This window comes from Methylobacterium fujisawaense, from assembly GCF_039619325.1.
Taxonomy (GTDB): domain Bacteria; phylum Pseudomonadota; class Alphaproteobacteria; order Rhizobiales; family Beijerinckiaceae; genus Methylobacterium; species Methylobacterium fujisawaense.
This window is the reverse complement of record NZ_CP155000.1, coordinates 3,365,704-3,388,584: the sequence shown is the minus strand read 5'-3', so window position 1 is coordinate 3,388,584 and position 22,881 is coordinate 3,365,704. Positions and strand designations below refer to the sequence as shown.

The 22,881-nt window shown below is 64.0% G+C and carries 18 protein-coding genes and 4 pseudogenes; 14 read left to right on the top strand and 8 right to left on the bottom strand.

Annotation, left to right across the window (positions count from 1 at the left end):
* Nucleotides 1–12 precede the first annotated feature (12 nt).
* From ABC766_RS16110 to ABC766_RS16090, 5 genes are all read left to right on the top strand, one after another.
* Complete coding sequence (locus ABC766_RS16110; RefSeq protein WP_345818950.1) at nucleotides 13–300, top strand: sarcosine oxidase subunit delta; 288 nt, start codon at nucleotides 13–15, stop codon at nucleotides 298–300.
* Nucleotides 297–3,332: a sarcosine oxidase subunit alpha family protein gene (locus ABC766_RS16105; protein WP_345818947.1), complete on the top strand. Its 3,036-nt coding sequence runs from the start codon at nucleotides 297–299 to the stop codon at nucleotides 3,330–3,332. The genes ABC766_RS16110 and ABC766_RS16105 overlap by 4 nt, the downstream gene beginning before the upstream one ends.
* Nucleotides 3,325–3,948: a sarcosine oxidase subunit gamma gene (locus ABC766_RS16100; RefSeq protein ID WP_345818945.1), complete on the top strand. Its 624-nt coding sequence runs from the start codon at nucleotides 3,325–3,327 to the stop codon at nucleotides 3,946–3,948. The genes ABC766_RS16105 and ABC766_RS16100 overlap by 8 nt, the downstream gene beginning before the upstream one ends.
* A gap of 252 nt (nucleotides 3,949–4,200) precedes the next feature.
* Nucleotides 4,201–4,866 (top strand): XRE family transcriptional regulator, encoded by a 666-nt coding sequence (locus tag ABC766_RS16095; protein ID WP_345822775.1) that lies wholly within the window; start codon nucleotides 4,201–4,203, stop codon nucleotides 4,864–4,866.
* Nucleotides 4,867–5,128: 262 nt separating this feature from the next.
* A complete protein-coding gene (locus ABC766_RS16090) occupies nucleotides 5,129–6,178 on the top strand; it encodes a ketopantoate reductase family protein (protein WP_345818943.1) in 1,050 nt (349 codons plus the stop codon).
* Between the two features lie 11 nt (nucleotides 6,179–6,189).
* On the opposite strand, the gene ABC766_RS16085 is transcribed toward ABC766_RS16090, so the two are convergent.
* The 6 genes from ABC766_RS16085 to ABC766_RS16060 all read right to left on the bottom strand — a co-directional run bounded on the left by ABC766_RS16085 (nucleotide 6,190) and on the right by ABC766_RS16060 (nucleotide 13,858).
* The gene (locus ABC766_RS16085; RefSeq protein WP_345818941.1) at nucleotides 6,190–7,191 is read right to left on the bottom strand and encodes a GlxA family transcriptional regulator; all 1,002 of its coding nucleotides are present in this window, start codon (nucleotides 7,189–7,191) and stop codon (nucleotides 6,190–6,192) included.
* Nucleotides 7,192–8,892: 1,701 nt separating this feature from the next.
* On the bottom strand, nucleotides 8,893–9,441 hold the full coding sequence (locus ABC766_RS16080; RefSeq protein WP_345818939.1) for a formaldehyde-activating enzyme: 549 nt from the start codon (nucleotides 9,439–9,441) through the stop codon (nucleotides 8,893–8,895).
* A 104-nt stretch (nucleotides 9,442–9,545) separates the two neighbouring features.
* Nucleotides 9,546–10,844 carry a type III glutamate--ammonia ligase gene (gene glnT / locus ABC766_RS16075; RefSeq protein ID WP_345818937.1) on the bottom strand — a complete coding sequence of 433 codons (1,299 nt, stop codon included), beginning with the start codon at nucleotides 10,842–10,844 and terminating at the stop codon, nucleotides 9,546–9,548.
* Nucleotides 10,845–10,929: 85 nt separating this feature from the next.
* Nucleotides 10,930–12,276, bottom strand: coding sequence for an FMN-binding glutamate synthase family protein (locus tag ABC766_RS16070; RefSeq protein WP_345818936.1), 1,347 nt, complete (start codon nucleotides 12,274–12,276; stop codon nucleotides 10,930–10,932).
* Nucleotides 12,276–12,965, bottom strand: a complete 690-nt coding sequence (locus tag ABC766_RS16065; protein ID WP_287082013.1) for a protein glxC — start codon at nucleotides 12,963–12,965, stop codon at nucleotides 12,276–12,278. The genes ABC766_RS16070 and ABC766_RS16065 overlap by 1 nt, the downstream gene beginning before the upstream one ends.
* A complete protein-coding gene (locus ABC766_RS16060) occupies nucleotides 12,965–13,858 on the bottom strand; it encodes a class II glutamine amidotransferase (protein ID WP_287082014.1) in 894 nt (297 codons plus the stop codon). Before ABC766_RS16060 ends, ABC766_RS16065 begins: the two co-directional genes overlap by 1 nt.
* Before the next feature lie 727 nt (nucleotides 13,859–14,585).
* Here ABC766_RS16060 and ABC766_RS16055 point away from each other — a divergent pair.
* The 5 genes from ABC766_RS16055 to ABC766_RS16035 all read left to right on the top strand — a co-directional run bounded on the left by ABC766_RS16055 (nucleotide 14,586) and on the right by ABC766_RS16035 (nucleotide 17,680).
* Nucleotides 14,586–14,891 (top strand): hypothetical protein, encoded by a 306-nt coding sequence (locus ABC766_RS16055; RefSeq protein WP_287080773.1) that lies wholly within the window; start codon nucleotides 14,586–14,588, stop codon nucleotides 14,889–14,891.
* Entirely contained in the window at nucleotides 14,888–15,289 is a 402-nt protein-coding gene (locus ABC766_RS16050) for a hypothetical protein (protein ID WP_345818931.1), read from the top strand. The genes ABC766_RS16055 and ABC766_RS16050 overlap by 4 nt, the downstream gene beginning before the upstream one ends.
* 63 nt (nucleotides 15,290–15,352) lie before the next feature.
* Nucleotides 15,353–15,523, top strand: coding sequence for a hypothetical protein (locus ABC766_RS16045; RefSeq protein WP_287080774.1), 171 nt, complete (start codon nucleotides 15,353–15,355; stop codon nucleotides 15,521–15,523).
* Nucleotides 15,523–16,980, top strand: coding sequence for an APC family permease (locus ABC766_RS16040; protein WP_287080775.1), 1,458 nt, complete (start codon nucleotides 15,523–15,525; stop codon nucleotides 16,978–16,980). The genes ABC766_RS16045 and ABC766_RS16040 overlap by 1 nt, the downstream gene beginning before the upstream one ends.
* A gap of 7 nt (nucleotides 16,981–16,987) precedes the next feature.
* Complete coding sequence (locus ABC766_RS16035) at nucleotides 16,988–17,680, top strand: hypothetical protein (protein WP_287080776.1); 693 nt, start codon at nucleotides 16,988–16,990, stop codon at nucleotides 17,678–17,680.
* 577 nt (nucleotides 17,681–18,257) lie between these two features.
* On the opposite strand, the pseudogene ABC766_RS16030 reads toward ABC766_RS16035, so the two are convergent.
* Nucleotides 18,258–18,605 (bottom strand): annotated as a pseudogene (locus ABC766_RS16030) (IS5/IS1182 family transposase); the annotation flags it as partial.
* A gap of 105 nt (nucleotides 18,606–18,710) precedes the next feature.
* Nucleotides 18,711–19,657 (bottom strand): annotated as a pseudogene (locus tag ABC766_RS16025) (IS110 family transposase).
* A gap of 138 nt (nucleotides 19,658–19,795) precedes the next feature.
* Between ABC766_RS16025 and ABC766_RS16020 the strand changes: the two are divergent.
* From ABC766_RS16020 to ABC766_RS16005, 4 genes and pseudogenes are all read left to right on the top strand, one after another.
* Nucleotides 19,796–20,116: pseudogene (locus ABC766_RS16020) on the top strand (IS481 family transposase); the annotation flags it as partial.
* Between the two features lie 74 nt (nucleotides 20,117–20,190).
* Entirely contained in the window at nucleotides 20,191–21,489 is a 1,299-nt protein-coding gene (gene istA / locus ABC766_RS16015; RefSeq protein ID WP_427902312.1) for an IS21 family transposase, read from the top strand.
* The gene (istB, locus tag ABC766_RS16010) at nucleotides 21,489–22,277 is read left to right on the top strand and encodes an IS21-like element helper ATPase IstB (protein WP_127991182.1); all 789 of its coding nucleotides are present in this window, start codon (nucleotides 21,489–21,491) and stop codon (nucleotides 22,275–22,277) included. The genes istA and istB overlap by 1 nt, the downstream gene beginning before the upstream one ends.
* Nucleotides 22,278–22,343: 66 nt before the next feature.
* Nucleotides 22,344–22,805 (top strand): annotated as a pseudogene (locus tag ABC766_RS16005) (DDE-type integrase/transposase/recombinase); the annotation flags it as partial.
* Nucleotides 22,806–22,881: the final 76 nt, after the last annotated feature.

The window sequence follows — 22,881 nt, the reverse complement described above, 5'->3', positions numbered from 1 at the left end:
GGGTCACAGATCATGCGCATTCGATGCCCCTACTGCGGCGAGCGGGACAACGGCGAGTTCAGCTATTTCGGCGACGCGACGCTGACGCGCCCCGACGGCATGGAGACGGACGCCTCCACCATGCACGACTACGTCTACCTGCGCGACAATCCCGCCGGCGAGCACCGCGAGCTCTGGTATCACGCGGCCGGCTGCCGGACTTGGCTCGTCGTCACCCGCGATACGCGAACCCATACAATCAGTGACGTTTCGCCCGCTCGCGACGTCGCCCGCAGCCGCCGGACGGGAGAGGCCGCATGACCACCATCAGCCTGAGGCGCTCGCAAGCCGACGTTGCCGCTGTTTCTGCAGACGGCACCCAAGCGTTTCGCACCGCGAGTGGGGGCCTGATCGACAGGCGCCGGCCCCTCGATTTCCGCTTCGATGGAGCCCGCTACACGGGCTTCCAGGGCGACACGCTGGCCTCGGCGCTTCTCGCCAACGGTGTGCGTCTTGTCGGGCGCTCGTTCAAGTACCACCGCCCCCGCGGTATCCTCTCGGCGGGCTCGGAGGAGCCGAACGCGATTGTTGAGTTACGCACGGGTGCGCGCCGCGAGCCGAACACGCGCGCCACCGTGGCCGAGCTCTACCAAGGGCTCGAGGCAGTAAGTCAGAACCGCTGGCCCTCGCTGAAGCACGACGCGCTGGCGGTCAATGCGCTCCTGAGCCCGATCTTCGCGGCCGGCTTCTACTACAAGACCTTCATGTGGCCGGCCTCCTTCTGGGAGAAGCTCTACGAGCCGATGATCCGGCGCGCGGCAGGGCTTGGTCGAGCGGCGAACGCTCCTGATCCCGACACCTATGATCGAGAGCACGCCTTCTGCGACGTGCTCGTTATCGGAGCCGGCCCGGCCGGCCTGTCGGCAGCGCTCGCGGCCGGGCGATCCGGCGCGCGAGTGATCCTCGTGGATGAAGATTACCAGCTCGGTGGTCGCCTACTTTCCGAGCGCCGTGAACTCGGGTCAGGCTCCGGCGTGGATTGGGCCGAGGAGGCGATCGCCGAGTTGCAGAGTTTGGCGGAGGTGCGCATCCTCAGCCGCACGACCCTGTTCGGTGTCTACGATCATGGCGCCTACGGGGCTGTCGAGCGCGTCAGCGACCATCTGGCCGTTCCAGCCGATCACGCGCCACGACAGCGTCTGTGGCGTATTACGGCAAAGCGTGCCGTGCTCGCTGCCGGTGCAATCGAGCGTCCGCATGTTTTCGGTGGCAATGACCGGCCGGGCGTAATGCTGGCGGGTGCCGTACGGGCCTACATCAACCGCTTCGGTGCCCTGCCAGGTCGGCGTGTGGCCATCTTCACCTCAAGTGATGATGGCTGGCGTACGCTCAGCGACGTCAAGGCTGCCGGGGGGCAGGTGGTCGCGGTCATCGACTCTCGGTCGTCGGTCCCACCGGTTCTGCGGCGTGAGGCCGAAGCCGCAGGGGCGCGGGTCGTCACCGGCGGCTACGTCTCTGGAACGAAAGGAAAGCTGGCGCTTGAGGCCGTTGAGGTCGTTGATGCCTATGGCAGTTCCGAGACCATCGCCTGCGACTGCCTCGCGATGGCCAATGGCTGGAATCCCATCGTTCATCTCGACTCGCACCTGTCACGCCGACCGGTATGGAACGAAGCCATTCACGCTTTCGTGCCGGCCACGCTGCCCTCCGGCATGACCGCGGCTGGTGCCGCTGCCGGAAGATTGACTCTGGCCGAGTGTCTGGAGACCGGCGCGCAAGCGGGCGCCGAAGCCGCGACGGAGTGCGGCTTCAAAGCGGCGGCTCCCGACCGCCTCAAGACGGATCCGGAGGGTACTGAGCACACCCCCCTCTGGCGGGTGGCCAAGCCAAAGGGCAAGGCGTTTGTGGATTTCCAGAACGATGTGGCGGCCTCCGATGTGGAACTCGCCCATCGTGAGGGCTTCCGAGCTGTCGAGCACCTCAAGCGCTACACCACCCTCGGCATGGCCACCGACCAGGGTAAAACGTCGAACTTGGCGGGCTTGAGCATCATGGCCGAGCTGACAGGCCAGGCAGTCCCGAGCGTCGGCACGACCGTGTTCCGTCCGCCCTTCACACCCGTAGCGATCGGCGCTTTCGCAGGTCACCATCGTGGTAAGGAGTTCCGGGCAACGCGTCACGTACCCTCGCATGCCTGGTGCGAGGAGCAGGGCGCGGTCTTTGTCGAGACCGGCCTGTGGCTGCGCCCAGCCTATTTTCCGAAAGCCGGAGAGACCGACTGGCTAGAGACCGTCAACCGCGAGGTGAACACCGTCCGCAGCAAAGTCGGTGTCTGCGACGTCACTACGCTCGGCAAGATCGACATCCAGGGTCGCGATGCACTGGCGTTCATCGAGCGCGTCTGTGCCAATCCATTCGGGACGCTGTCCATCGGCAAAGCGCGCTACGCTGTGCTCCTGCGCGAGGACGGCCTCGTCATGGACGATGGAACCATCGCCCGAATGGCCGACACGCATTACGTCATGACGGCCTCTACCGCGAATGCGGCAAGAGTGATGCAGCACCTCGAGTTCTGTCGCCAATGGCTCTGGCCAGAGCTCGATGTGCAGATTGCCTCAATCAGCGAACAGTGGGCGCAGTACGCCGTCGCCGGCCCGCGTGCCCGCGACACTCTGCGCAGCGTCGTCGATCCTAGCTTTGACATCAGCAATGAGGCCTTCCCGTTCCTCGCCTGTGCTGACGTGACGGTGGGCGGGGGCATCCCGGCGCGCCTGTTCAGGATCTCCTTCTCGGGTGAACTCGCCTACGAGCTCGCAGTGCCAGCGGCCTATGGCGACGCCGCTTGGCGGGCGATCATGCAGGCGGGATCGCGCCACGGGATCACGGCGTACGGCTCTGAGGCGCTGTCGGTGATGCGCATCGAAAAGGGCCACGCGGCAGGCGCCGAGATCAACGGGCAAACCACCGCGCGTGATCTGGGCCTCGGGGGGATGCTGGCCAAGAAGAAGGACTACATCGGGCGCCTGATGAAGGAGCGGCCCGCTCTGACCGATCCTGATCGCCCAATCCTCGTGGGCTTCCGTCCGGTGGATCCGACGCAGCGCCCGCGTGCCGGCGCCCACTTCCTCGCGATTGCCGCCGAGCCGAGCCTGAGTGGTGATCAGGGTTACATGACCTCGGTCGCCTACTCACCCAGCCTCGGCCACTGGATCGGCATCGGCCTGATTCGACGCGGGCCTGAGCGCCACGGTGAGCGGGTGCGCGCCTATGATCCCGTGCGCGGCGGCGATGTCGAAGTCGAGATCTGCTCGCCCGCCTTCGTGGACCCGAAAGAGGAGAAGTTGCGTGTCTGAGGCAGTGATGACGAGCGCGTGGCAGCCCCGCAGCGCCTGGGCGGGAATCGCCCGCAATGGGCGGCACGGCCGATTGCAGGGTGAAGCAGGCATCCGGCTCTCACTCCGGGATGAGATTGGCCTCGCTACAATCATCGTAGCGGATGACCAGGAGACCAAGCTCCGGCAGATCTTGGCGGAACAGCTTGACTGGCTCTTACCCAGTGCTGGAAGAACGAGCATCGAAGGCGAGAAAGGTCTTGTCTGGTCAGCACCCGGCCAGTGGCTCGCAGTGGCCGAGTTTCGGCGGGACTTAGCGGCTCTGGCGGAGACTCTTCGCGGCGTGGCGGCAGTGACCGACCAGAGCGATGGACGCGCCCTGGTGCGCGTTTCGGGCCGACAAGCCCGCGCGATGCTGGCCAAGGGGGTGGCGGTGGACCTGCATCCGCGCGCCTTCCGAGCCGGGCAAGCTGCGATAACGAACATAGCGCACATCAACGCGCAGATCTGGCAGCGAGATGAGGCCCCGATCTACGACATTGCCGTTGCGCGCAGCTTTGCAGGCAGCTTCTGGTCTTGGCTAACTCACGCAGCGGCGGAGTTCGGCTACGAGGTCGAGCGCGCTCCAGTGCACTGACCGGCCAGGGCAAAGGGAGCCAGCAGCCTTTGGTGCGCCAGGAACCAACGGTAACTAGTGATCACGTCTATCGAAGGTGCCTAAGCGGCACCTTCCGGCGCCCGCATCGCTAACGGACCGCGGATCATCCCCGCTAGACTGCTGCACTAGTAGCAGAGGCTGCGGCTCTCTACGAAACGCCGGCGCAGAACATCGTTTGTTCTGTCAGAAAAAGGCGAAGACAGGCCCATGTCGCAGGTCACCAAATCTCCCATGCCGCCAAACTTCCGCGACCAGGTAAGATCAGTCTCGACTTTTCCCGAGGCGGAGCTCACGACGGCGTCCAGCGCTCCGCAGGAGAGCGCAAGGCCATTAGAGAAAGCATTGGGGCATAAGGTACGAATTCTCCGACGCGAGCGCGACTTAACCGCTGCGGAACTCGGACAAGCCGCGGGAATTTCACTCGCGATGATATCGAAAATTGAGAATGGGCAAATATCTCCATCCTTGTCGACGATCAACGCGCTCGCGAGCGCCCTCAATGTGCCACTCAGCTCTCTATTTTCTACTTTCGAGGAAAAGCGTGACTGTTCTTTTGTAAGACGCGCGCAGGGAGTTCTGATCGAGAGAGGCGGTACGAAGGCCGGGCATATCTACGAGTTATTAGGAGCTTCACTGAGAGGCGACGTTGCCGTCGAACCTTACCTAATCACGCTGGAAGAGGATGCCGAGCCCTACACGAGCTTCCGCCATGCCGGTGTTGAATTCATCTACATGCTAACCGGCGAGGTAATCTATAGACACTCCGGTCAGGATTACCATCTCCGGCCCGGTGACTCGCTAATGTTTGACTCGGCGGGGTTGCACGGCCCAGTCCAGCATATAAGAACTCCGATGACATATCTCTCCATCATTGTATATCCCCGTAGTCCGGCCTGAATTGGCAAGTTGCGCGCGTTCTAAAGCGTCGGACCGGCTATTTGGAACGTAGTTCTGCGGACTGCCGCGGAATGAGGACTCTAGCATCCGGCAACAATTGCAGCCGCTGCGCGACTATCAACATCCTCTTCTCCAGTCAGTCTTCAGTGTTAGTTGCGGGGCCGCAGCCGCGCCAGCTCCCATTACAGCTCCTCTTCCGCAGCGCCGGGTCGGAAGCTGTTGGCATCGAAATCAGCTTGTGAGACGAACTATAGGAGTAGCCGTGACACGTCGCATTTTGATTTTGGGAGCTTCTTACGGCTCGCTCCTGGGGACCAAGCTCCTGATGGCCGGTCACAACGTGACCCTGGTCTGCCGGCGGAAGACCGCCGACCTGATCAACCGCGCCGGCACCGAGGTCCGCATCAAGCTGCGCGACGAGAAGGAGCACCGGGCGATCCACGCGCGCGACCTGCCCGGCAAGCTCGACGCGATGCCGCCGGAAGAGGTCGACGTGTCGCGCTACGACCTCGTCGGCCTCGCCATGCAGGAGCCGCAGTACAACAACCACACGATCCGCGTGCTCATGATCAAGATCGCGGCGGCGCAGCTGCCCTGCCTGTCGATCATGAACATGCCGCCGCTGCCCTATCTCAAGCGGATCCCGGCGCTCGCCGCCATGGATCTTGAGGACGCCTACACCAATGCCGGCGTCTGGGACCGGTTCGAGCCGGGGCTGGTGTCGCTGTGCTCGCCCGATCCGCAGGCCTTCCGGCCGCCCGAGGAGGAGGCCAACGTCCTCCATGTCGGGCTGCCGACCAACTTCAAGGCCGCCACCTTCGCGGACGAGGCGCACAACCGGCTGCTGCGGGAGCTGGAGGCCGACATCGACGCGGTCCGCCTCGACGGGCAGGACGTGCCGGTGAAGCTCAAGGTGTTCGACTCGCTGTTCGTGCCGCTGGCCAAGTGGTCGATGCTGCTCACCGGCAACTACCGCTGCATCACGCCGGGCGAGCCGCAATCGATCCACGACGCCGTCCACGGCGATCTGGCGCGGTCGCGGGCGATCTACGACCATGTCGACGGGATCGCCCGGAAACTCGGCGCCGATCCGGCCGACCAGGTGCCGTTCGAGAAATACGCCAAGGCCGCCGAGAGCCTGCTGAAGCCGTCCTCGGCGGCGCGCGCGGTGGCCAACGGCGCCCCCTACATCGAGCGGGTCGATCTCCTCGTGAAGCTGATCGCGCACCAGCTCGGCGAGCCCAGCGCCGAGATCGACCGCACGGTCGAGACCGTCGACCGGAAGCTCGACGAGCGGATCGTCGCTGGTTGACGCGCTGGGGATCAGCGCGGATCTTCGCTCCCCTCGCAGTCAGTCTTACGGGCGCTGACGGGAAAGCTGGATTCATGCAGCCGTTCTACCGATGGGCTATGACCGAAATAGACCCGGTAGCATCGCGAGAAATGTGCGAGACTTGAAAATCCTGTCGCCGCGGCAATAGCGCCGATCGGTAGGCAGCTCTGACGCAGCAGACGCTTGGCGTGGTCCAGGCGAATCTTCCGGTACTGTTCTGAGAAGCTGCATCTCCGCTTCTCACGGAAAAGCCGGTCGAGTTGACGCTCGCTCAGCCCAACGCTTGCAGCCATCTCACCACGACTGAGAGGAGCTCCCACGGTCCTCTGCATCGTTTCGATGGTTGCAACCAGCGCGGGGTGGTGAACGCCGTATCGCTCAGCGAGAGAGGCGCCCTGCAGGTGTTCCGGCGCGGCGATTGGGGTATGGAGAAGGCAGTCTGATACCCGCTTCGCAAAGTCTTCGCCCAGGCGGTCAGCGATAAGCGCGTGCGTCATGTCGAGAACGGCAATGCCACCGATGCAAGTCACGCGACTCCCAGCAAGAACAAAGCGGGCAAGCCCCGGCGTTAAATCCGGAAATTCCTCCTTCGAAGCGGCAGCGTGTTCCCCGCCTATGGTAAAGTCAGAATTTTCAAGAAGTCCGGCTGCCGCCATCATGTAGGTGCCGCCGGATATCCCGCCTATGCGGGTTCCGCTGCGAGCCAAACATCGCAGTGCGGCGTGAACAGCCGGTTGCTGCCATGTTGCCGGCTCGCCGTCTGCACAAACGAAGACTGTGTGCAGCGCCCCTCGGTCTGCTGGTAATGGCTCGACAGGGACCTCCGCTCCGGACGAAGCAGCGACGCGGTCCGCAGCCTCATCGCCGAAGAAGCGCAATTGGTATAACGAACATTCAGCGAGGCGATTCGCCACATGAAAAGGCTCGCAGGCGGCGGCAAAAGACAGCAGCGAAAAACCTGGAACGAGGAGGAAGCCAATCTCTTGAGCCAAAGTCGTCCTGTTCACTTATGCCCCCGGTGGAGATACGCCGCCACGAAAGCGGACGCCCAAACTGTGCACCAGGATACCACCTGCCGGAGCGGGAGGTATGGACGCCAGCCCTGGCCTGAGTCAGCGGTGCTAGACCAGCGATCAGCACATCAGTCAGCGCTTCTCGCGAAAGTACCAGGGTAATCAGGGTGCGGCTGCTCTACTGTGCGACCACCAGCGCTATCTTCAGCTTGTCCGCGCTCTCGACAGCTCGGAATGAGGTCGCCTTTGCGAAGCCGAAAGCTACCCTCGGGGGCACCGTAGCTCCTGCCGTGTAGATCTCCGGGAGGCCGGCGAGCGAAACTTACCTGCAGGCGACCACCGAATGCAGGGGTGTATCTCGCCGTCGCTGGCTCCGACGCAACCCCAATTGGATCAGCGTCTAACCTCATGCGCATGGAGCATGGCCGAGATGTGGAACCCCCGCTACCAGTTTCGTTGTGCGATGCCACATATGGATCACCAACAGAAAGAGATTGCAAATCCGATGGCCGCCCTGCTGCTCTACTATATCTTTTGTGCCGGAATAACCGCTTCAATCTACTACGGCTTCCGTCTCGCTGTATCAGCGAGGATTGGATTTGCTGTTCGATTCGCCGACAGCCTCCGTCCGATTCCCAATGTCCTGAGCTCGAGGGACCGGGTTTCCTGCAGCAACGAGAACATTGTGAGGTCACGTCATCTCGCGGCGTGACAGCGAAGTGGCTTTGAGCGATGCTCGGCTGATACGAAGTGGCCCGCCCAGCTACGCTGAGGCGGGCTTCTGTTTGCGGCCGTACGACCGCAGTACAGTTGCCTTTCGGGTAGTGTGGTGACGCTCCTTCGCGCCCAGGAGTATGAAATCTGTGACTTAGGTGGGTTACTAGAGGTAGGCTCTAAAGGACAATGGCGCCATAAATTAGCGGAAGGTTGGGATTGTGTGTTCGGCGACGCTAAATCGTCTCGAGCTCAGCTTTGACGAAACTCAGAATTAACCAATTGGGCGCTCTTCGGGGAGGCTTATGTACATCCCCGACGTACTGCACTGCGGCACGGTTCGGTATTTGATCCTTCAGGCCGCGCGTGCTGTAGTATTTTCTCGGTTAGTACACGAGGACTGGCCCACGCTATACCCAACCAGTGCGAGAATGACGTACGGTCGCGTCGTTTCGAGGTATGCCGAGCTTCGGCTAGGACCGCGCGTAAAAGCGCAGCACAAACGGCTAACGGCGCGTCTGCTGCCATGGATGGACCCGGCCAACATCCCCACCGATCGCAATAGGCTACGGCACGCTCTCCCGGCCGGCAGATCAGTCGGAGGCGCCAACCTGGAAGAACGGTTCTGGCCAAGCACATGCTCGAGTCGAGGCCGCCGAGGAGGCGAAGATCATCCTCTCGCAGCCAAGCGTTGGCAGGAGCTGCCTGGCCAAATACGCGCGTGACTATCAACGCCCACAGTTCATCATCTAGCCGATGCGCATCGAGTGTCCGCGCCAGTAAGCCGGAGATCGTCTCGAGCCGTCTTTCGAGTTGGGCGTCAGCCGAGACTTCTGAAGGTCGCATTAGGGCTCAAACCTGATGTCGGAGTTGTCGCTATTGACGCGAAACGGTCGTGAATTCGAGACTTTCTCGAGTGCCTGCGCCCCGTAGATTTACTATGATTTCCGAAAGCCTTTTATACAGTCAGATTTTCCCTTCGAGGCCCATCGTGTAGTATTTGTGAACGATCTTGTCTTGGTTCTCGAGGAGCCAGTCGATCGACGGCTCGTTGGACATGGCCTTGCGGATCGCCTCGGTCATGCCCTTCCGCTGGATCTCGAACAGCGCCTTGTGGTCGACCGTCTCGGCCTCGATCACGCCGGGGCTCAGCCACACCGAGCAGATGATGCCGAGGTCGTTGGCCTGCTCCTTCGGGATGTAGCCCGCCCGCACGGCGTCGAGCACGCCGTTGGCGATGGCGAACTGCACCGTGCCCATCAGGATCGACGTGTACTTGCTCTCGGTCACGCTCACCTTGGACACGCAGAGGGTCACCGGGCGGACCATGATGTCGGTGTTGAGCAGCGCGAAGACGCGGCTGTGGCCGACGACCTGGTCGCCCGTCAGGGTCGCGAGCGCGGTGCCGACCGGCCCGTCGAGCGCGCCGATGATGACTTCCGGCTCGGAGGCCGTGTTGGGCGGGCCGCCCGCCACGAGGGCCTCGCCGGCGCGGAGGATGATCCGTTCGCTCATGCGTGCTGCCTTCAGCGTGATCTGTGACCGCGGATAGGTCGTGGTGTACTGGGCTAACTTGTCATTCGCGCCGGGCGGCGGTGCCGCCCGGCGACGCCACGACCTCAGCAATCGAGCGTGTTGTCGCGCTCCCAATCGGTCAGGTGGCGGCAGTAGGAATTCCACTCCTCCTGCTTGAGCTTGAGGTAGCTCGGTACGAAGCTACCGAACGCGTCATTCAGCACGTCGCAGCGATCGAGTGCCCGCATTGCATCGAGCATGTTCAACGGCAACTGCTTGACACCCTCGACCGTGTGACCGTCGGTGTACATGTTGATGTCGAGACGCTTGCCTGGATCGCGGCGGTTGCGCATCCCATCGAGGCCCGCGGCCAGGATGCCGGCCTGCAGGAGGTAAGGATTCGCCGCCCCGTCCGCGAGCCTGAACTCGAAGCGTCCACCGTCCGGGATGCGGATCATATGAGTGCGGTTATTGCCCGTGTAGGTCACGGTGTTTGGAGCCCAAGTGGCGCCCGACGTGGTGCGCGGCGCGTTGATGCGCTTGTAGGAGTTCACGCACGGGTTGGTAATCGCCGCGAGCGCGTCGGCCGAATGGATCAGGCCGCCGATGAAGTGGTAGCCCTCCTTCGACATGCCGATCTCATCGGATTTGTCGCTGAAGACGTTCTGCCCGTCGCGCCATACCGAGACGTGGGCGTGACAGCCTGAGCCCGTCAGATCCATGAAGGGCTTGGGCATGAAGGTCGCTCGCAGCCCGTGCTTCTCGGCAATCGAGCGAGTCATGTATTTGAAGAAGGCGTGCCGATCGGCCGTGATGAGCGCGTCGTCGTAGTCCCAGTTCATCTCGAACTGGCCGTTCGCGTCCTCGTGGTCGTTCTGGTACGGCTTCCAACCGAGCGCGAGCATCGCGTCACAGATCTCGGTGATGACGTCGTAGCGGCGCATCAAAGCGGACTGATCGTAGCAGGGCTTCATCTGCTTGTCGGCCAGATCCGCCGGCTCGGAGCCGCAGGGCGTGATCAGGAAGAACTCGCATTCGACCCCGGTCTTCATCTGCAGCCCGTCACGGGCGGCGTCCTTGATCAGACGCTTGAGGATGTTGCGCGGACCTTGCTCGACGGGCTTGCCATCCATCACGAGGTCGGCGGGCAGCCAGCCAACCTCGGGCTTCCAGGGCAGCTGGATCAGCCCGTCAGGATCGGGTACCGCGACGAGGTCTGCATCGGCCGGACTCATGTCGAGCCATGTCGCGAAGCCGGCGAAGCCCGCCCCGTTCTTGCAAGTGCTGCGGATAGCGGCGGCCGGTACGAGCTTGGCGCGCTGGGTGCCGAACAGGTCCGTGTAGGAGACGAGGAAGTACTTGATGCCGCGCTCTTTGGCGGCGGTCTCGAGATCGAGCGTCATCGCGAAGCCCTCCCTAGGGCGGAGATGGATCGGGTGCCTTATTGGCAAAGGCCGCCCCCCGGAAGGCGCGGCCTTTGCAGTGTTCTTAGAGAGCCGTCATGCCCGGGACCCAGCCCGTGCCCGCGAGCGGCACTTGGGCCATCGCAGCGGCTTCGATCGTGAGCGCCACCAGATCTTCAGGCTCAAGGTTGTGCAGGTGGCTCTTGCCGCAGGCCCGGGCGATGGTTTGCGCCTCCAGGGTCATGACCGCGAGGTAATTCGCGAGCCGCCGCCCCGCGAGCACGGGGTCGAGGCGCTTCGAAAGTTCCGGGTCCTGCGTTGTGATACCGGCCGGATCCTTACCCTCGTGCCAGTCGTCGTAGGCGCCAGCCGTGGTGCCCAACGCTTCGTACTCGGCCTGCCAGCGAGGGTCGTTGTCACCGAGCGCGATCAGTGCCGCGGTGCCGATCGCGACCGCGTCGGCGCCCAACGCCAGCACCTTGGCCACATCAGCGCCAGAACGAATGCCGCCCGACACCACGAGTTGCACCTTCCGATGCAGGCCGAGATCCTGCAGCGCCTTCACGGCGGGGCGGATTGCCGCCAGCGTTGGGATGCCGACGTGCTCGATGAAGACGTCCTGCGTCGCCGCGGTGCCACCCTGCATACCGTCAAGCACCACCACGTCGGCGCCGGACTTCGCCGCAAGCGCGGTGTCGTAATAGGGCCGCGACGCGCCAACCTTCACGTAGATCGGCTTCTCCCAGTCGGTGACCTCCCGCAGCTCCTCGATCTTGATCTCGAGATCGTCCGGACCCGTCCAGTCCGGATGGCGGCAGGCCGAGCGCTGATCGACCCCGGGCGGCAGGCAGCGCATGCCAGCGACCCGCTCGGTAATCTTCTGGCCAAGCAGCATGCCGCCGCCGCCGGGCTTGGCACCCTGCCCGATCACGACCTCGATCGCGTCGGCCCTGCGCAGGTCATCCGGGTTCATGCCGTAGCGCGAGGGTAGGTACTGGTAAACGAGCTTCTGCGAGTGACCACGCTCCTCCGGCGTCATGCCCCCGTCGCCCGTGGTGGTGGAGGTGCCCGCGAGCGTGGCGCCGCGGCCGAGCGCCTCCTTGGCATTCGCCGAGAGGGAGCCGAAGCTCATGCCGGCGATGGTGACCGGAGTCTTCAGCTCGATCGGCTTCTTCGCGAAGCGGGAGCCGAGCACCACCTCCGTACCGCAGCGCTCGCGATAGCCCTCTAACGGGTACCGGCTGATTGAGGCGCCGAGGAATAGGAGGTCGTCGAAGTGCGGCAGCTTGCGCTTCGCGCCAGCGCCTCGGATGTCATAGATGCCAGTGGCCGCAGCGCGACGGATTTCGGACATCACGTCGGGCGTGTAAGTCGCGGAGAAACGCGGCTTAGTGCGCGGGGTGCCGCGCGGATCCTTCGAATGCTCGGCCATCAGTAGGCTCCGGCGTTGTCAACGTGGAAATGGTAGAGGTTGCGCGCCGAGCCGTAGCGCTTGAACTCGGACGGATCGATTTCGCCCGCGAGTCCAGCCAGCTTCAGTTTGGCGTAGAGCTGCTCGCGGTGCTCGTCGCGCAGCTCCTTCTCGACGCAGTCGGCGCCGAGGCTCTTTACCGAGCCACGAACGAACAGTTTGGCCTCGTAGAGCGAGTCGCCGAGCGCCTCACCGGCGTCGCCCAGCACGGTCAACGTGCCAGCTTGGGCCATGAAGGCCGACATGTGGCCGATCGAGCCCTTCACGACGATGTCGACGCCCTTCATCGAGATGCCGCAGCGAGCACCTGCATTGCCGTCGATCACGAGGAGGCCACCATGCGCCGTGGCGCCCGCCGATTGGCTGGCGTCCCCGCGTACGTGGACGAAGCCAGAGATCATGTTCTCGGCGACACCCACCCCCGCGTTGCCGTTGATGACCACGCTCGCGAGCTTGTTCATGCCCGCGCAGTAGTAGCCGACGTTGCCCTCGATCTCGACGCTGATCGGCGCGTCGAGGCCCGCTGCGATGGCGTGGCGCCCGTCCGGGCCCCGCACAGTCCATTGCGTCTCGTTGGTGTCCGGCCGTAGCGCGTGAAGCGCACGGTTGAGCTCGCGCAAAGGCGCATTGTTCAGGTCATAGGTCGGCATCAGTGGCGCTCCCAGGCGTAGACCTTGGCCGGCTCGGGCTCGAAGACGCGGGCCTTGTCGATGCCAGGGAGGCCGACGAGGGCGCGATACTCGGAACCGAAGGCGACGTAATCGTCCGTCTCCGCCATGACGGCGGGCTTGCAGGCGATCGGGTCGCGCACGACCGCGAAGCCGGTCTCAGTTCCGACGACGAAGGTGAAGAAACCGTCGAGGTCGGTTAGGCTCGACTCAAGCGCTTCTTTAAGCGATGCGCCCTCCCGCATGCGCCAGCTCAGGTAGCCGGCAGCAACTTCGGTGTCGTTCTTGGTGGCGAAGCTCAGGCCCTCGCGCTCGAGGCGGCGGCGCATGTCGTTGTGGTTCGACAACGAGCCGTTGTGCACGAGGCACTCGTCCGTGCCCGTGGAGAACGGGTGCGCGCCATTCGTGGTTACGGCACTCTCGGTCGCCATGCGGGTGTGGCCGATGCCGTGGCTGCCCGACATGCTGGCCAGCTTGAACCGTTCGGCGACAGAAGCTGGGAGGCCAACCTCCTTGTAGATCTCCATACGGCGGCCCGAGCTGACGATATCGATGCCGGACGTGTTGGCCTTGAGCCAGGACCGAATCTGCTCTTCGCGCTCGGCCGGTACAGACAGCACGGTGTGCGTGTCGCGCTCCGCCTTGTCGAACGTGCGCTTAAAGACCTCTTCAAGGCCGGAAACCGCCTTGCGCAGCGCAGCCTGATCAGGACCGCGCAGTGTCAGCTTTACGCCCGAGGCGTCCGAGCCGTACACGGCAAAGCCCGCGCTGTCCGGACCACGATCGGTCATCGTCTCCAGCATATTGGACAAAAGACTGCCAAGCTGTGGCTCAAGCTTGGGGTTCTTCAAGAACAAACCGACAATACCACACATCGCAAGTTCTCCGTATCACAGCTCGATGTGATTACTGCTCGCACACTCTGCGCGCGGCGTCAACTGAGGGTCACGAAATTTTCTTTTCGGGAAACACGGCCGGCGGGCACTGGACGGGTACGAACCGGCTCGCGGCCGTTTGCGGTGACGCCGAGAGATGCCGCAACTGCTATAAAGATCCCTCCTGCGCACCTGGGTCGGAGGCTGAATAGCGGACCAGCAGAAAAACTAAGAACCACCTCGTATTTCTGAAAGCCTATACATTTCCAACGGAGCTGCACTAGCCTGGGTTGGACAGGGAAACCCTGGTGAAGACTCCAAGTGCGCTAGGCAAAACTTAGGCCGCACTTATCACCCAGCTACGACGAGCGCGACGTTAGGTGAACTGCGTCAGTATACCTGCTCGACCGCTATCGCACCTTCCTGCTGAGAAGCAAACTTTCTCCATAAGCGAACCGCCGTCAAGCCCTGACTCTAGGCCGAGAACACGGCGGTTTCGGGGGCAGCGAGGCAGATCCACCGCCGCTACAATGGCGGCCCACTCACTCTCCACGACCACCAAATTCAACGGTCACGCTCCGACCTCGTGATTCAATCGGCACAAAATTTCGTGTTTGCGCCTCATCCGACCCGATTGGGGTCTTGACATCACAGCCTTTGTGGCAGGATCTTTCCACAAAAGAACGGGCAGTTCCCAGAAAGAAATTATTTTAGCGGAGGGCGTGCCATGCTGCACCAGGATCCCCGGATCTCGTCAATGTTCAAACGTGACTGTGCAGCAGCGGCATGCGCCGTGCTCGCGGTCTGGCTGCTCTATGCATTCACATTTTGGAGCATGTGGCGGGTGTTTGAGGACACTAATCTTCTTATTCCCATGGCCGGAATTGGGTTTGTTGTTCTTCTGCTTAATACGGCCTCGATAACTGCCATGATTAAGCACTACGCCGAAGATAAGGCAGCAATCTACGGCACCGACATCTTCTATCTCGACCAACTCCGTGACGTACGAAAGAGCGAAGGAGCGAGCAAATGAAGAAGTTGCCCTATGAGCCGCCGACGCAATCGGTCGCCGGTCAGATCTTCGACGCGTTGTTGATGCTCGTTCTCGTGTTTATTACGCTGTATTTGCCGCTTTGGCTCAAGTTGGCCGGCGGCGGGACAACGACCACGGAGTACCCGAACCCGTCCTGGCAGGCGCTCGGACAGAACGCTACCATGGCGGCTCAGTGGGAAAAACTCGGATTTTCAGCCGAGAAGGCCGCAAGCATCATCGGCACCCGCTTTGATTACAGCTTCAACTGGGTAGCTCTCGCATTTACTGCGATTATCATCATCGGCTATTTCGTTTTTATGTTTCGCTACTCGGACTACGAGTATCGCGACGTCATTGCCGAGCGGTTCGGAGACGATCGAAGCCCCAAGGCGCGCTAAGCGCGGCCTCGCTGCAGGCGCGATCTGGACCGGCCTTATCTCCTTCCTGCAAGGATACCCGTCATGGTCGACATCATGAATTGGAGCGCCTGGGCGATAGCCGCTGCGCTCGCGCTCTGGATGGGCGTCAATCTCATCCGCACCAACAAAGCTTTTAGTGAGGACTACCTCCTTTCCTCTGAGGAGGGAGAGATTGTGGATGCCGAGGTCGGCGAGACGGCAGCGAGGTCGTGATGCAGAACGTTCAAGTTGCTCCTCAGCCGGGGCTTCACGCCCCTGACATCCGACTGGCAGAAGCTCCTTTAGTGGCGGCGGCTGCCCCGGCCAAGAAAATCGCGCTCCTTCGTGTGCTCGGGCCCGGTCACGTTTGGGCACTCGGGGTCGGGATCGTGCTCGTCGGCGAGTTCATGGGTTGGAACTTCGCGGTCGGAAAAGGGGGACCGGTCGCGGCCCTCACGGCCTGCTGGCTCGCCGGCATCCTCTACACCTGCGTGGCGATGATCGATTCCGAGATCACCTCGACGGTGGCTGCCGCCGGGGGGCAGTACGCGCAGGCCAAGCACATCATCGGACCACTCGCCGCCTTCAACGTCGGTCTGTACCTCGTGATGGCCTACACCATGCTCGAGGTCTCGAATGCTATCGTGACGGGCGACCTCATTGAGGCGTTCTTGACCAATCTCGGCGTAGCTGGCGCCGTCGACAAGCGCGCCTTTATGGTGCTCACCATCGTGGCGCTCGCGTTCCTGAACTATCGCGGCGTGCTCGCCTCGCTCACCATGAACCTCCTGATCACGGCGGCGGCTTTCCTCGCCATCGTGGTTCTATTCGTGGCGGCGCAACCATGGGCCCCGGGCGCGGTGCTGCAGCATGATGCGCTCCTCGTCGGCCTGCCTTACGGCAATCTCGGCATCCTGGCGGCCATGCATTTCGGCCTATGGTTCTATCTCGGGATCGAGGGGACGACCCAGGCCGCCGAGGAAGTGCGTTCACCCGCTCGCGCCCTGCCGCTTGGCACTATGACGGGCATGATCACGCTCCTCATTGCGGCGACTGCCACCTGGTATGTCTGTTCCGGCCTGATGCCCTGGGAATATCTCGGACAGGCCGTGACGCCGCTCTACGATGCGGGCAGGCTCACGGGGAACCGCTGGCTCGAAGTCTTCCTGTTCTTTGGGACGCTGTTCGCCACCGTTGCTTCTGCAAATGGCTGCATCAACGACGCGTCGCGAGCCTGGTTCGCGATGGGGCGCGATCGCTACATGCCGGCGTGGTTCGGTGCCGTCCACCCGGTCTACCACACGCCCTACCGCTCGATCGTGTTCTTCGTCCCCGTCGCGATCATGTTCGCCGTCTCAACCCCCCTCGACCAGACCATCACCTTCTCGATCTTGTCCGGGCTGCTCGGCTACACACTGATGGCGCTCTCCATTGTCCTGTTCCGCCGCAAGTGGCCGCTGGGCACCATTCAGCGGGGCTACGTCCATCCACTGCATCCACTGCCGTCCATGCTGCTACTGCTCCTGTGCAGCGTGACCTACCTCGCCGTCTTCTTGGGCTACGGCACGCAGCTTGTCGCGATGATGGCCTTCTACATCGCAGCTTCGGCTTGGTTCGTGCTGCACCGCTACAAGTATGTTCGGCGCGGCGACCAGTTCACGATGCACTGGCCGAAGCCCAAGGGCTACTGAGGTCGACATGATCGAGTTCCTCGCCCTTCCGATCCTCGGCGCTGCCGGCTACGCGCTCTACCGGCGCGCTCTGGCAGCGTCAGCCGGACGGGCGAGGATGCTCCAGCCCTGCGGGTCCGTTCTGGCGAATCCGGTTCACGGTCGTGATCGTACCGGCTACGGCACGCTCGCAGGCCGCTTCGAAGACTTTCCGGTCGAGGTCAGGCTTATCTCCGAGTCCCTCGCGTTCCGGCGGCTACCGCAGCTCTGGCTCAGCGTTTCGGTGCACCGCGCAACTGGGCTTTCGGAAACTCTCGACGTCCTGCGCCGCGTGGCCGGCGCCGAGTTCTATGCGCCGGGGCCCGAGCTTTCGACCCGCTTTCCCGTCCCACGCGGTTGGCCAGGCGAGACGCTGGTGCGCGGCTCACGTGGGGCCAGCGATCTGCTTGGCCACGTCGATGCCCCCATCGCGGAAATCCTTACCGAGCCACGCGTGAAGGAGGTGTTGCTCACGCCTCGGGGAGTTCGGATTGTGAGGCAGCTCTGCCAAGGCGAGCGCGGCGCCTATCTGCTCCTTCGCGAGAACCGGTTTCCGGTCCCGCACGTCGGTCCGGAGGTCCTGCAGCCACTGCTCGCCCAAGCCACTGACCTCGCGCGCTATCTTATCAGTAAAGGTACAGCCCATGAACCTGGCGAAGTCCATGCGTGCACCGCAGCCTAACCCGTACCTCGTCCTTGCAGTGGCGATCCTGCTGCCCGGTGTGGGTCATATCCTTATTGGTAAAACACAGCGCGGATTAGGGTTCGCATTTTTCACCCTAGTCGGAGCCTGGCTGACAACAAAATTCGCTGCTCCGGATATCGATATCATCGGACGCCATGCGGCCGGCCTTTTCGTTTGGGCTCTGTCGGTCCCCGACGCGTATCGGAGTGCACGACTCCTGGGACTGAAATCATCCGGCTCCGCCGCAGCTGCGTCCCTCGCCCGCCCAATCCCTTAACTTCTACCCTCCTAGACCAGCACCGCCATCGCCGTGGCGGCCTGACCTGTTCGGCTCACAGTTCCGCCGCAGGCGGATGCGGGCGCCTCGGCCCGGACGTGACGCAGGCCATCCCGAGGTGGGTCTTGCGGCTGGGTTGGCCCGGGCCGCGCACTCCACGTGGTTAGGCGGCCTCAAGGCGCGTGGTGCTGCGGCCATTGAGGCCAATTGCGGCAACGACCAAGATTTGGCGGCGATGCTGCAGCAAAGCAGAAGGGCATTCGAGAAGGGAGTTAATAAGCAAGGTCGCGACCAAACAACGACCCATCGCCGGACCCGAGTTTCTCGGTGCGCTCGATGCCGTGCCGAGCGATGCGCGGCACGATCCCGCGCCCAGCACTCCTGGCGCCGAGCCTGGGCATCATAGGCCTTGTTGGGCCGGCGGCGCGGGCGTCCACGCCGAGCGTTGCGCAGGGCCGGGATGGCGCCGAGCGGCGTGCCGCGCGCGTCGGTCACAAGGTCGCGCTTCGTCCCCGGATTGCCCGGGACCGTTGGGTTCGGCCTGGTCGCAGGGCCCCCATCTCGACTTGGACGGAGGCACTCCAGGCTTGCTCGACTCCAGTCGATCGCGCCGGCCGCGTGCAGGCGCTCCAGCAGCACTAGATGTTCGGTCCCGCTGTGTGGTGGTACGACTGACGCCGCATGGAGGGACGCGCTATGGGACAGGTTCTCCACGGCAGCGCCACGACGACGGAGCGGCTGTGTTGAAGGTCAAGCGGTGAGTGGCCGCCAGGGCGTGCGGTCGCGGACGATGGCGTTGAGCGTCACCAGGAGCTTTCGCATCACCGCCACGAGGGCGACCTTTCTCGGCCGGCCGCGCTCAGTGAGCCGCTCGTAGAAGGGGCGGAACGGAGAGCCTCGCCGGATCGCCGTCAGGGCGGCCATGTACAGCACACCCCGCACCGACGTTCGCCCGCCCGCGATGGAGCGTCGGCCCCGCATCAGGCCAGAGTCGCGGTTGATCGGAGCGATGCCGACGAGAGCGGCAAGCTGGTGGCGGCCGATGGTGCCGAGTTCAGGCAGCTGAGCCAGAAGCGTGCGCGCGGTGACGTCGCCGATCCCAGGAACGGACTTGAGCAACGCCTCGGTCTCGCACCAGACCGGAGATGCCTTGATGTTCGGCCGATGTCGCCGTCGAGTTCTGAGAGCTCCTTCTCCAGGAAGGCGATGTGGCGGCTAAGCCGTCGCATCAGCTGCTTGTCCACGGCTTGGTCGCGGCGGTTGGTCTCCATGTTGATCATCCCGATAATCTGCCGCCGCCGGCTCACGAGCTCGGCGAAGTGGCTTCTCTCCGGCTCGGGCAGAGGTCTGGCCGGTGGTCTGATGCGTTCGGCGAAGAGGGCGATCACCTCAGCGTCGAGCGCGTCGGTCTTGGCCAGACGGCCCATGGCTCGGGCGAAGTCGCGGATCTGGCGCGGGTTGACGATGCAGAGCGGCAGTCCGGCCGCTGCGAGCGCTGCAGCGACGTTCGCCTCGAAGCCGCCCGTGGCCTCCAGGACGACGAGGGCAACCGGGAGGTTGCCGAAGCGGCGCGTGAGGGCTTCAAGCCCCTTCGCATCCCGAGCGACATGGAAGGCTTCGTCCGTCGGCCTGAGATGAACGTCGAGACGGTCCTTGGACACGTCGATGCCGATGAAGATGCTGGGTTGTTCGTCCATGACCCTACCTTGCAAATGCGGGCTCGGGCCCGAGCGGCTGTCCGGGTTCGGGACTGTGGCGGTGAGGGCCGCACCTTGCTCTGTCGCGGGCTTGCGAGCCCCAGACGGACGCGGGCTGACCCTCACCATATAGCCTCGCTGGCTTTGCGCCGGCGGGCAACTCCAAGATACAAGACGGTCCGTCGGGCAATCCAAGCTCGTCAAGAGAGCGTAAGGGCCGCCGCCAAGCGCTACGGCATCAGCGCCACGACGGTGCAGAAGTGGCGCTCACGCCGGACCAGCACGGATGCGCGGATGGGGCCGAAGGAGCCTCGCTCCAGCGTGCGCAGCCTGGAGGACGAGGCGGTGATCGTCGCCTTCCGACGGCATACCCTGTTGCCGCTCGACGACTGCCTCTACGCGCTGCAGCCGAGCCTGCCGCATCTGACCCGCTCGTCGCTGCATCGCTGCCTGCAGCGTCTGTCAGGCGACACGGCAAACTGACCCCCTGACGCCATGAGGATCTGACCCCCTCGATGAGCGAGGAGGTCGAGATGATCAGGAACGAGGCTCAGGCTCTGACGCGGATGGACGATCCGTGGAGGGCCGAGATGAAGACGCCGGACGACGTGTCGGCGATGATGCGGCTGCAGGCGCTCGGCTGGGGCGCGAAGCGGATCGCAGCCGAGCTTGGCTGTTCGAAGAACACGGTGAAGCAGTGGCTGCGACGGGGGGATTGGCGCCCCTGCGCGACGCCCTCGCGCTCGAAGCAGCTCGACGGCTTGGCGGACTGGCTGGTCGAACGCTTCCGGCAGCATGCGGGCAACGCCGACGTCGTGCGCCAGGATCTGGCGACCGAGAAGGGCATCCACGTCAGCCTGCGCACGGTGGAGCGGGCGGTCGCGCCGTTGCGGCGGGATCTGGTGATCGCCGCGCGGGCGAGCGTGCGGTTCGAGACGCGGCCGGGCGAGCAGATGCAAATCGACTTTGGCGAACGGCGCGTCGAGATCGGCGGCGTGCCGACTCGGGTCTCCCTGTTCGTAGCGACGCTCGGCTACTCGCGCCGCCTGCACGTGCGTGCCTTCGGCCACGAACGGCAGGAGGACTGGTTCGCCGGGCTGGAGAGCGCTTTCCGGGCTTTCGGCGGCGTGCCACACGAGGTGTTGCTCGACAACGCTCGCGCCCTGGTCTTGCACCACGACCCTGTGAGCCGCGAGGTCGTCCTGCACCCGCGCCTGCACGCCTTCTCCCGCCACTGGGGCTTCCGGGTGCGGGCCTGCGCCCCGTACCGGGCGCGCACGAAGGGCAAGGACGAGCGCGGCGTCGGCTACGTCAAGAACAATGCCGTGGCCGGCCGCCGCTTCGCGAGCTTCGCAGCCCTGGAGGCGCATCTCGATGCCTGGACGCGGGACGTCGCCGACCGGCGCGTGCACGGCACGACCGGCGAGGCGCCGGGCGAGCGGTTCGCCCGCGACGAGGCTCGGGCGCTACGGCCGCTCGCGGGCGTGCCGCCGTTTTCCGCCGCGCGCGATCTCGTGCGCCGGGTCGGAGCGGACTGCGCGGTTGCGGTCGACGGCAACGCTTACTCGGTACCCTGGCGGCTGATCGGTGAGCGGGTGCGGGTCACCGTGAGCGGAGCGGTGGTGCGCGTCCACCACGGCGGACGGGAGGTCGCCGCGCATGCCGAACTGAAGGGACGTCACGGCCGTGCGGTCGACGACGCTCATCTGGCCGGGCTCGTGGGTAGCCGTGAGCGACCGGCTCATCGGCGCGACCCGCCTCCTCTCGTGGCGACGCCGGAACTGCTGCGTCCGCTCGCCGAGTACGAGGCTGTCGCCGGGGGAGGCTTCTGATGAGCGAGGAACACGATCACCTCACCGTACTGCTCGACCGCCTGAAGCTGACGGCCATGCGTGACCAACTCGACAGCCTGATCGACGAGGCCGGCCGGGGCGAACTGACGATCCGCGAGGCGCTGACGCTGTTCTGCGAGCGGGAGATCGCCCGGCGCGATCAGCGGCGCATCGACATGGCCTTCGGGCTGGCCCGCTTCCCGTTCGTGCGCGACCTGACCGGCTTCGACTTCGGCGCACAGCCCTCGTTGGACAAGGCGCAGATCCGCGAGATCGCCACCGGCCGCTTCATCGCCAACGGTGAGGCGGTGCTGCTCCTCGGACCACCCGGGGTGGGCAAGACGCATCTGGCGGTGGCGATCGGGCGTGCGGCGATCGTGGCCGGCTACGGCGTGTTGTTCACCCCAGCCACGACGCTCGTGGCGCAGTTGGCCAAGGCGCACGCCGAGGGGCGGCTGGAGGAGCGGCTGACGCACTATGCCAAGCCGAAGCTGCTGATCATCGATGAGCTCGGCTACCTGCCGTTCGAGCCGGATGCCGCGCACCTGTTCTTCCAGCTCGTCAGTCGCCGCTACGAGCGCGGCGCGATGCTGGTGACCTCGAACCGGGCGGTGGGCGAGTGGGGCAGCGTGTTCGGGGACGCGGTGGTGGCCACCGCCATCCTCGACCGGCTGCTGCACCATAGCCACGTCGTCACCATCCGCGGTGACAGCTACCGCCTGCGCGAGAAGCGTCGCAGCGGACTTCTACAGAGGGCCGCTATCGTCCCCAACCCCACGCCCGTCTAGGCGAGGAAACCGGCATGGGGGTCAGATCCTCGTGACGCGAAGGGGTCAGTTCCGGTTGTCGCTTGAAAGCGTCACGGCATCAGCCGCCTGCCGGACGTCGATGGCGACAAGCCCAAGCGCTCGCGCTTCAAGGCCTACCCGATCGGCTACTTCCACATCGACATCGCGCAGGTCAGCACCGAACAGGGCAAGCTACACCTGTTCGTGGCCATCGACCGCACGAGCAAGTTCGCCTTCGTTCAACTGCATGAGAAGGCCACACAACGGATTGCGGCAGCCTTTCTCCATGATCTGGTCGCTGCCGTGCCGTACACGATCCACACGGTGCTGACAGATAATGGCATCCAGTTCGCCGACAATCATCCGGTGGACGAGGAGGCTGAGGCCAAGGCGGCTGCCTATTGGGCAGAGCGCGACGAGCCGCGCATCTACCGCTGGCACTCGTTCGATTGGGCGTGCGAGCAGACCAAGATCGAGCATCGCCTGACCAAGCCGCGCTGCCCGTGGACGACTGATGTAATCGACAAGAGCTTTCTTCGTAGATCTGCGCTATTTTCGGCTGGCGCACGGGCGACCGCGTGGCGAAGAGCAGGGCGTGAGGTGG

What these genes read in the sequence shown, in the direction of transcription:
- ABC766_RS16110 (WP_345818950.1), top strand. Translation starts at nt 13, where the DNA reads ATGCGCATTCGATGCCCCTACTGCGGCGAGCGGGACAACGGCGAGTTC.
- ABC766_RS16105 (WP_345818947.1), top strand. Translation starts at nt 297, where the DNA reads ATGACCACCATCAGCCTGAGGCGCTCGCAAGCCGACGTTGCCGCTGTT.
- ABC766_RS16095 (WP_345822775.1), top strand. Translation starts at nt 4,201, where the DNA reads ATGCCGCCAAACTTCCGCGACCAGGTAAGATCAGTCTCGACTTTTCCC.
- ABC766_RS16080 (WP_345818939.1), bottom strand. Translation starts at nt 9,441, where the DNA reads ATGAGCGAACGGATCATCCTCCGCGCCGGCGAGGCCCTCGTGGCGGGC.
- glnT (WP_345818937.1), bottom strand. Translation starts at nt 10,844, where the DNA reads ATGACGCTCGATCTCGAGACCGCCGCCAAAGAGCGCGGCATCAAGTAC.
- ABC766_RS16070 (WP_345818936.1), bottom strand. Translation starts at nt 12,276, where the DNA reads ATGGCCGAGCATTCGAAGGATCCGCGCGGCACCCCGCGCACTAAGCCG.
- ABC766_RS16065 (WP_287082013.1), bottom strand. Translation starts at nt 12,965, where the DNA reads ATGCCGACCTATGACCTGAACAATGCGCCTTTGCGCGAGCTCAACCGT.
- ABC766_RS16060 (WP_287082014.1), bottom strand. Translation starts at nt 13,858, where the DNA reads ATGTGTGGTATTGTCGGTTTGTTCTTGAAGAACCCCAAGCTTGAGCCA.
- ABC766_RS16055 (WP_287080773.1), top strand. Translation starts at nt 14,586, where the DNA reads ATGCTGCACCAGGATCCCCGGATCTCGTCAATGTTCAAACGTGACTGT.
- ABC766_RS16050 (WP_345818931.1), top strand. Translation starts at nt 14,888, where the DNA reads ATGAAGAAGTTGCCCTATGAGCCGCCGACGCAATCGGTCGCCGGTCAG.
- ABC766_RS16045 (WP_287080774.1), top strand. Translation starts at nt 15,353, where the DNA reads ATGGTCGACATCATGAATTGGAGCGCCTGGGCGATAGCCGCTGCGCTC.
- ABC766_RS16040 (WP_287080775.1), top strand. Translation starts at nt 15,523, where the DNA reads ATGCAGAACGTTCAAGTTGCTCCTCAGCCGGGGCTTCACGCCCCTGAC.
- ABC766_RS16035 (WP_287080776.1), top strand. Translation starts at nt 16,988, where the DNA reads ATGATCGAGTTCCTCGCCCTTCCGATCCTCGGCGCTGCCGGCTACGCG.
- istA (WP_427902312.1), top strand. Translation starts at nt 20,191, where the DNA reads ATGATCAGGAACGAGGCTCAGGCTCTGACGCGGATGGACGATCCGTGG.
- istB (WP_127991182.1), top strand. Translation starts at nt 21,489, where the DNA reads ATGAGCGAGGAACACGATCACCTCACCGTACTGCTCGACCGCCTGAAG.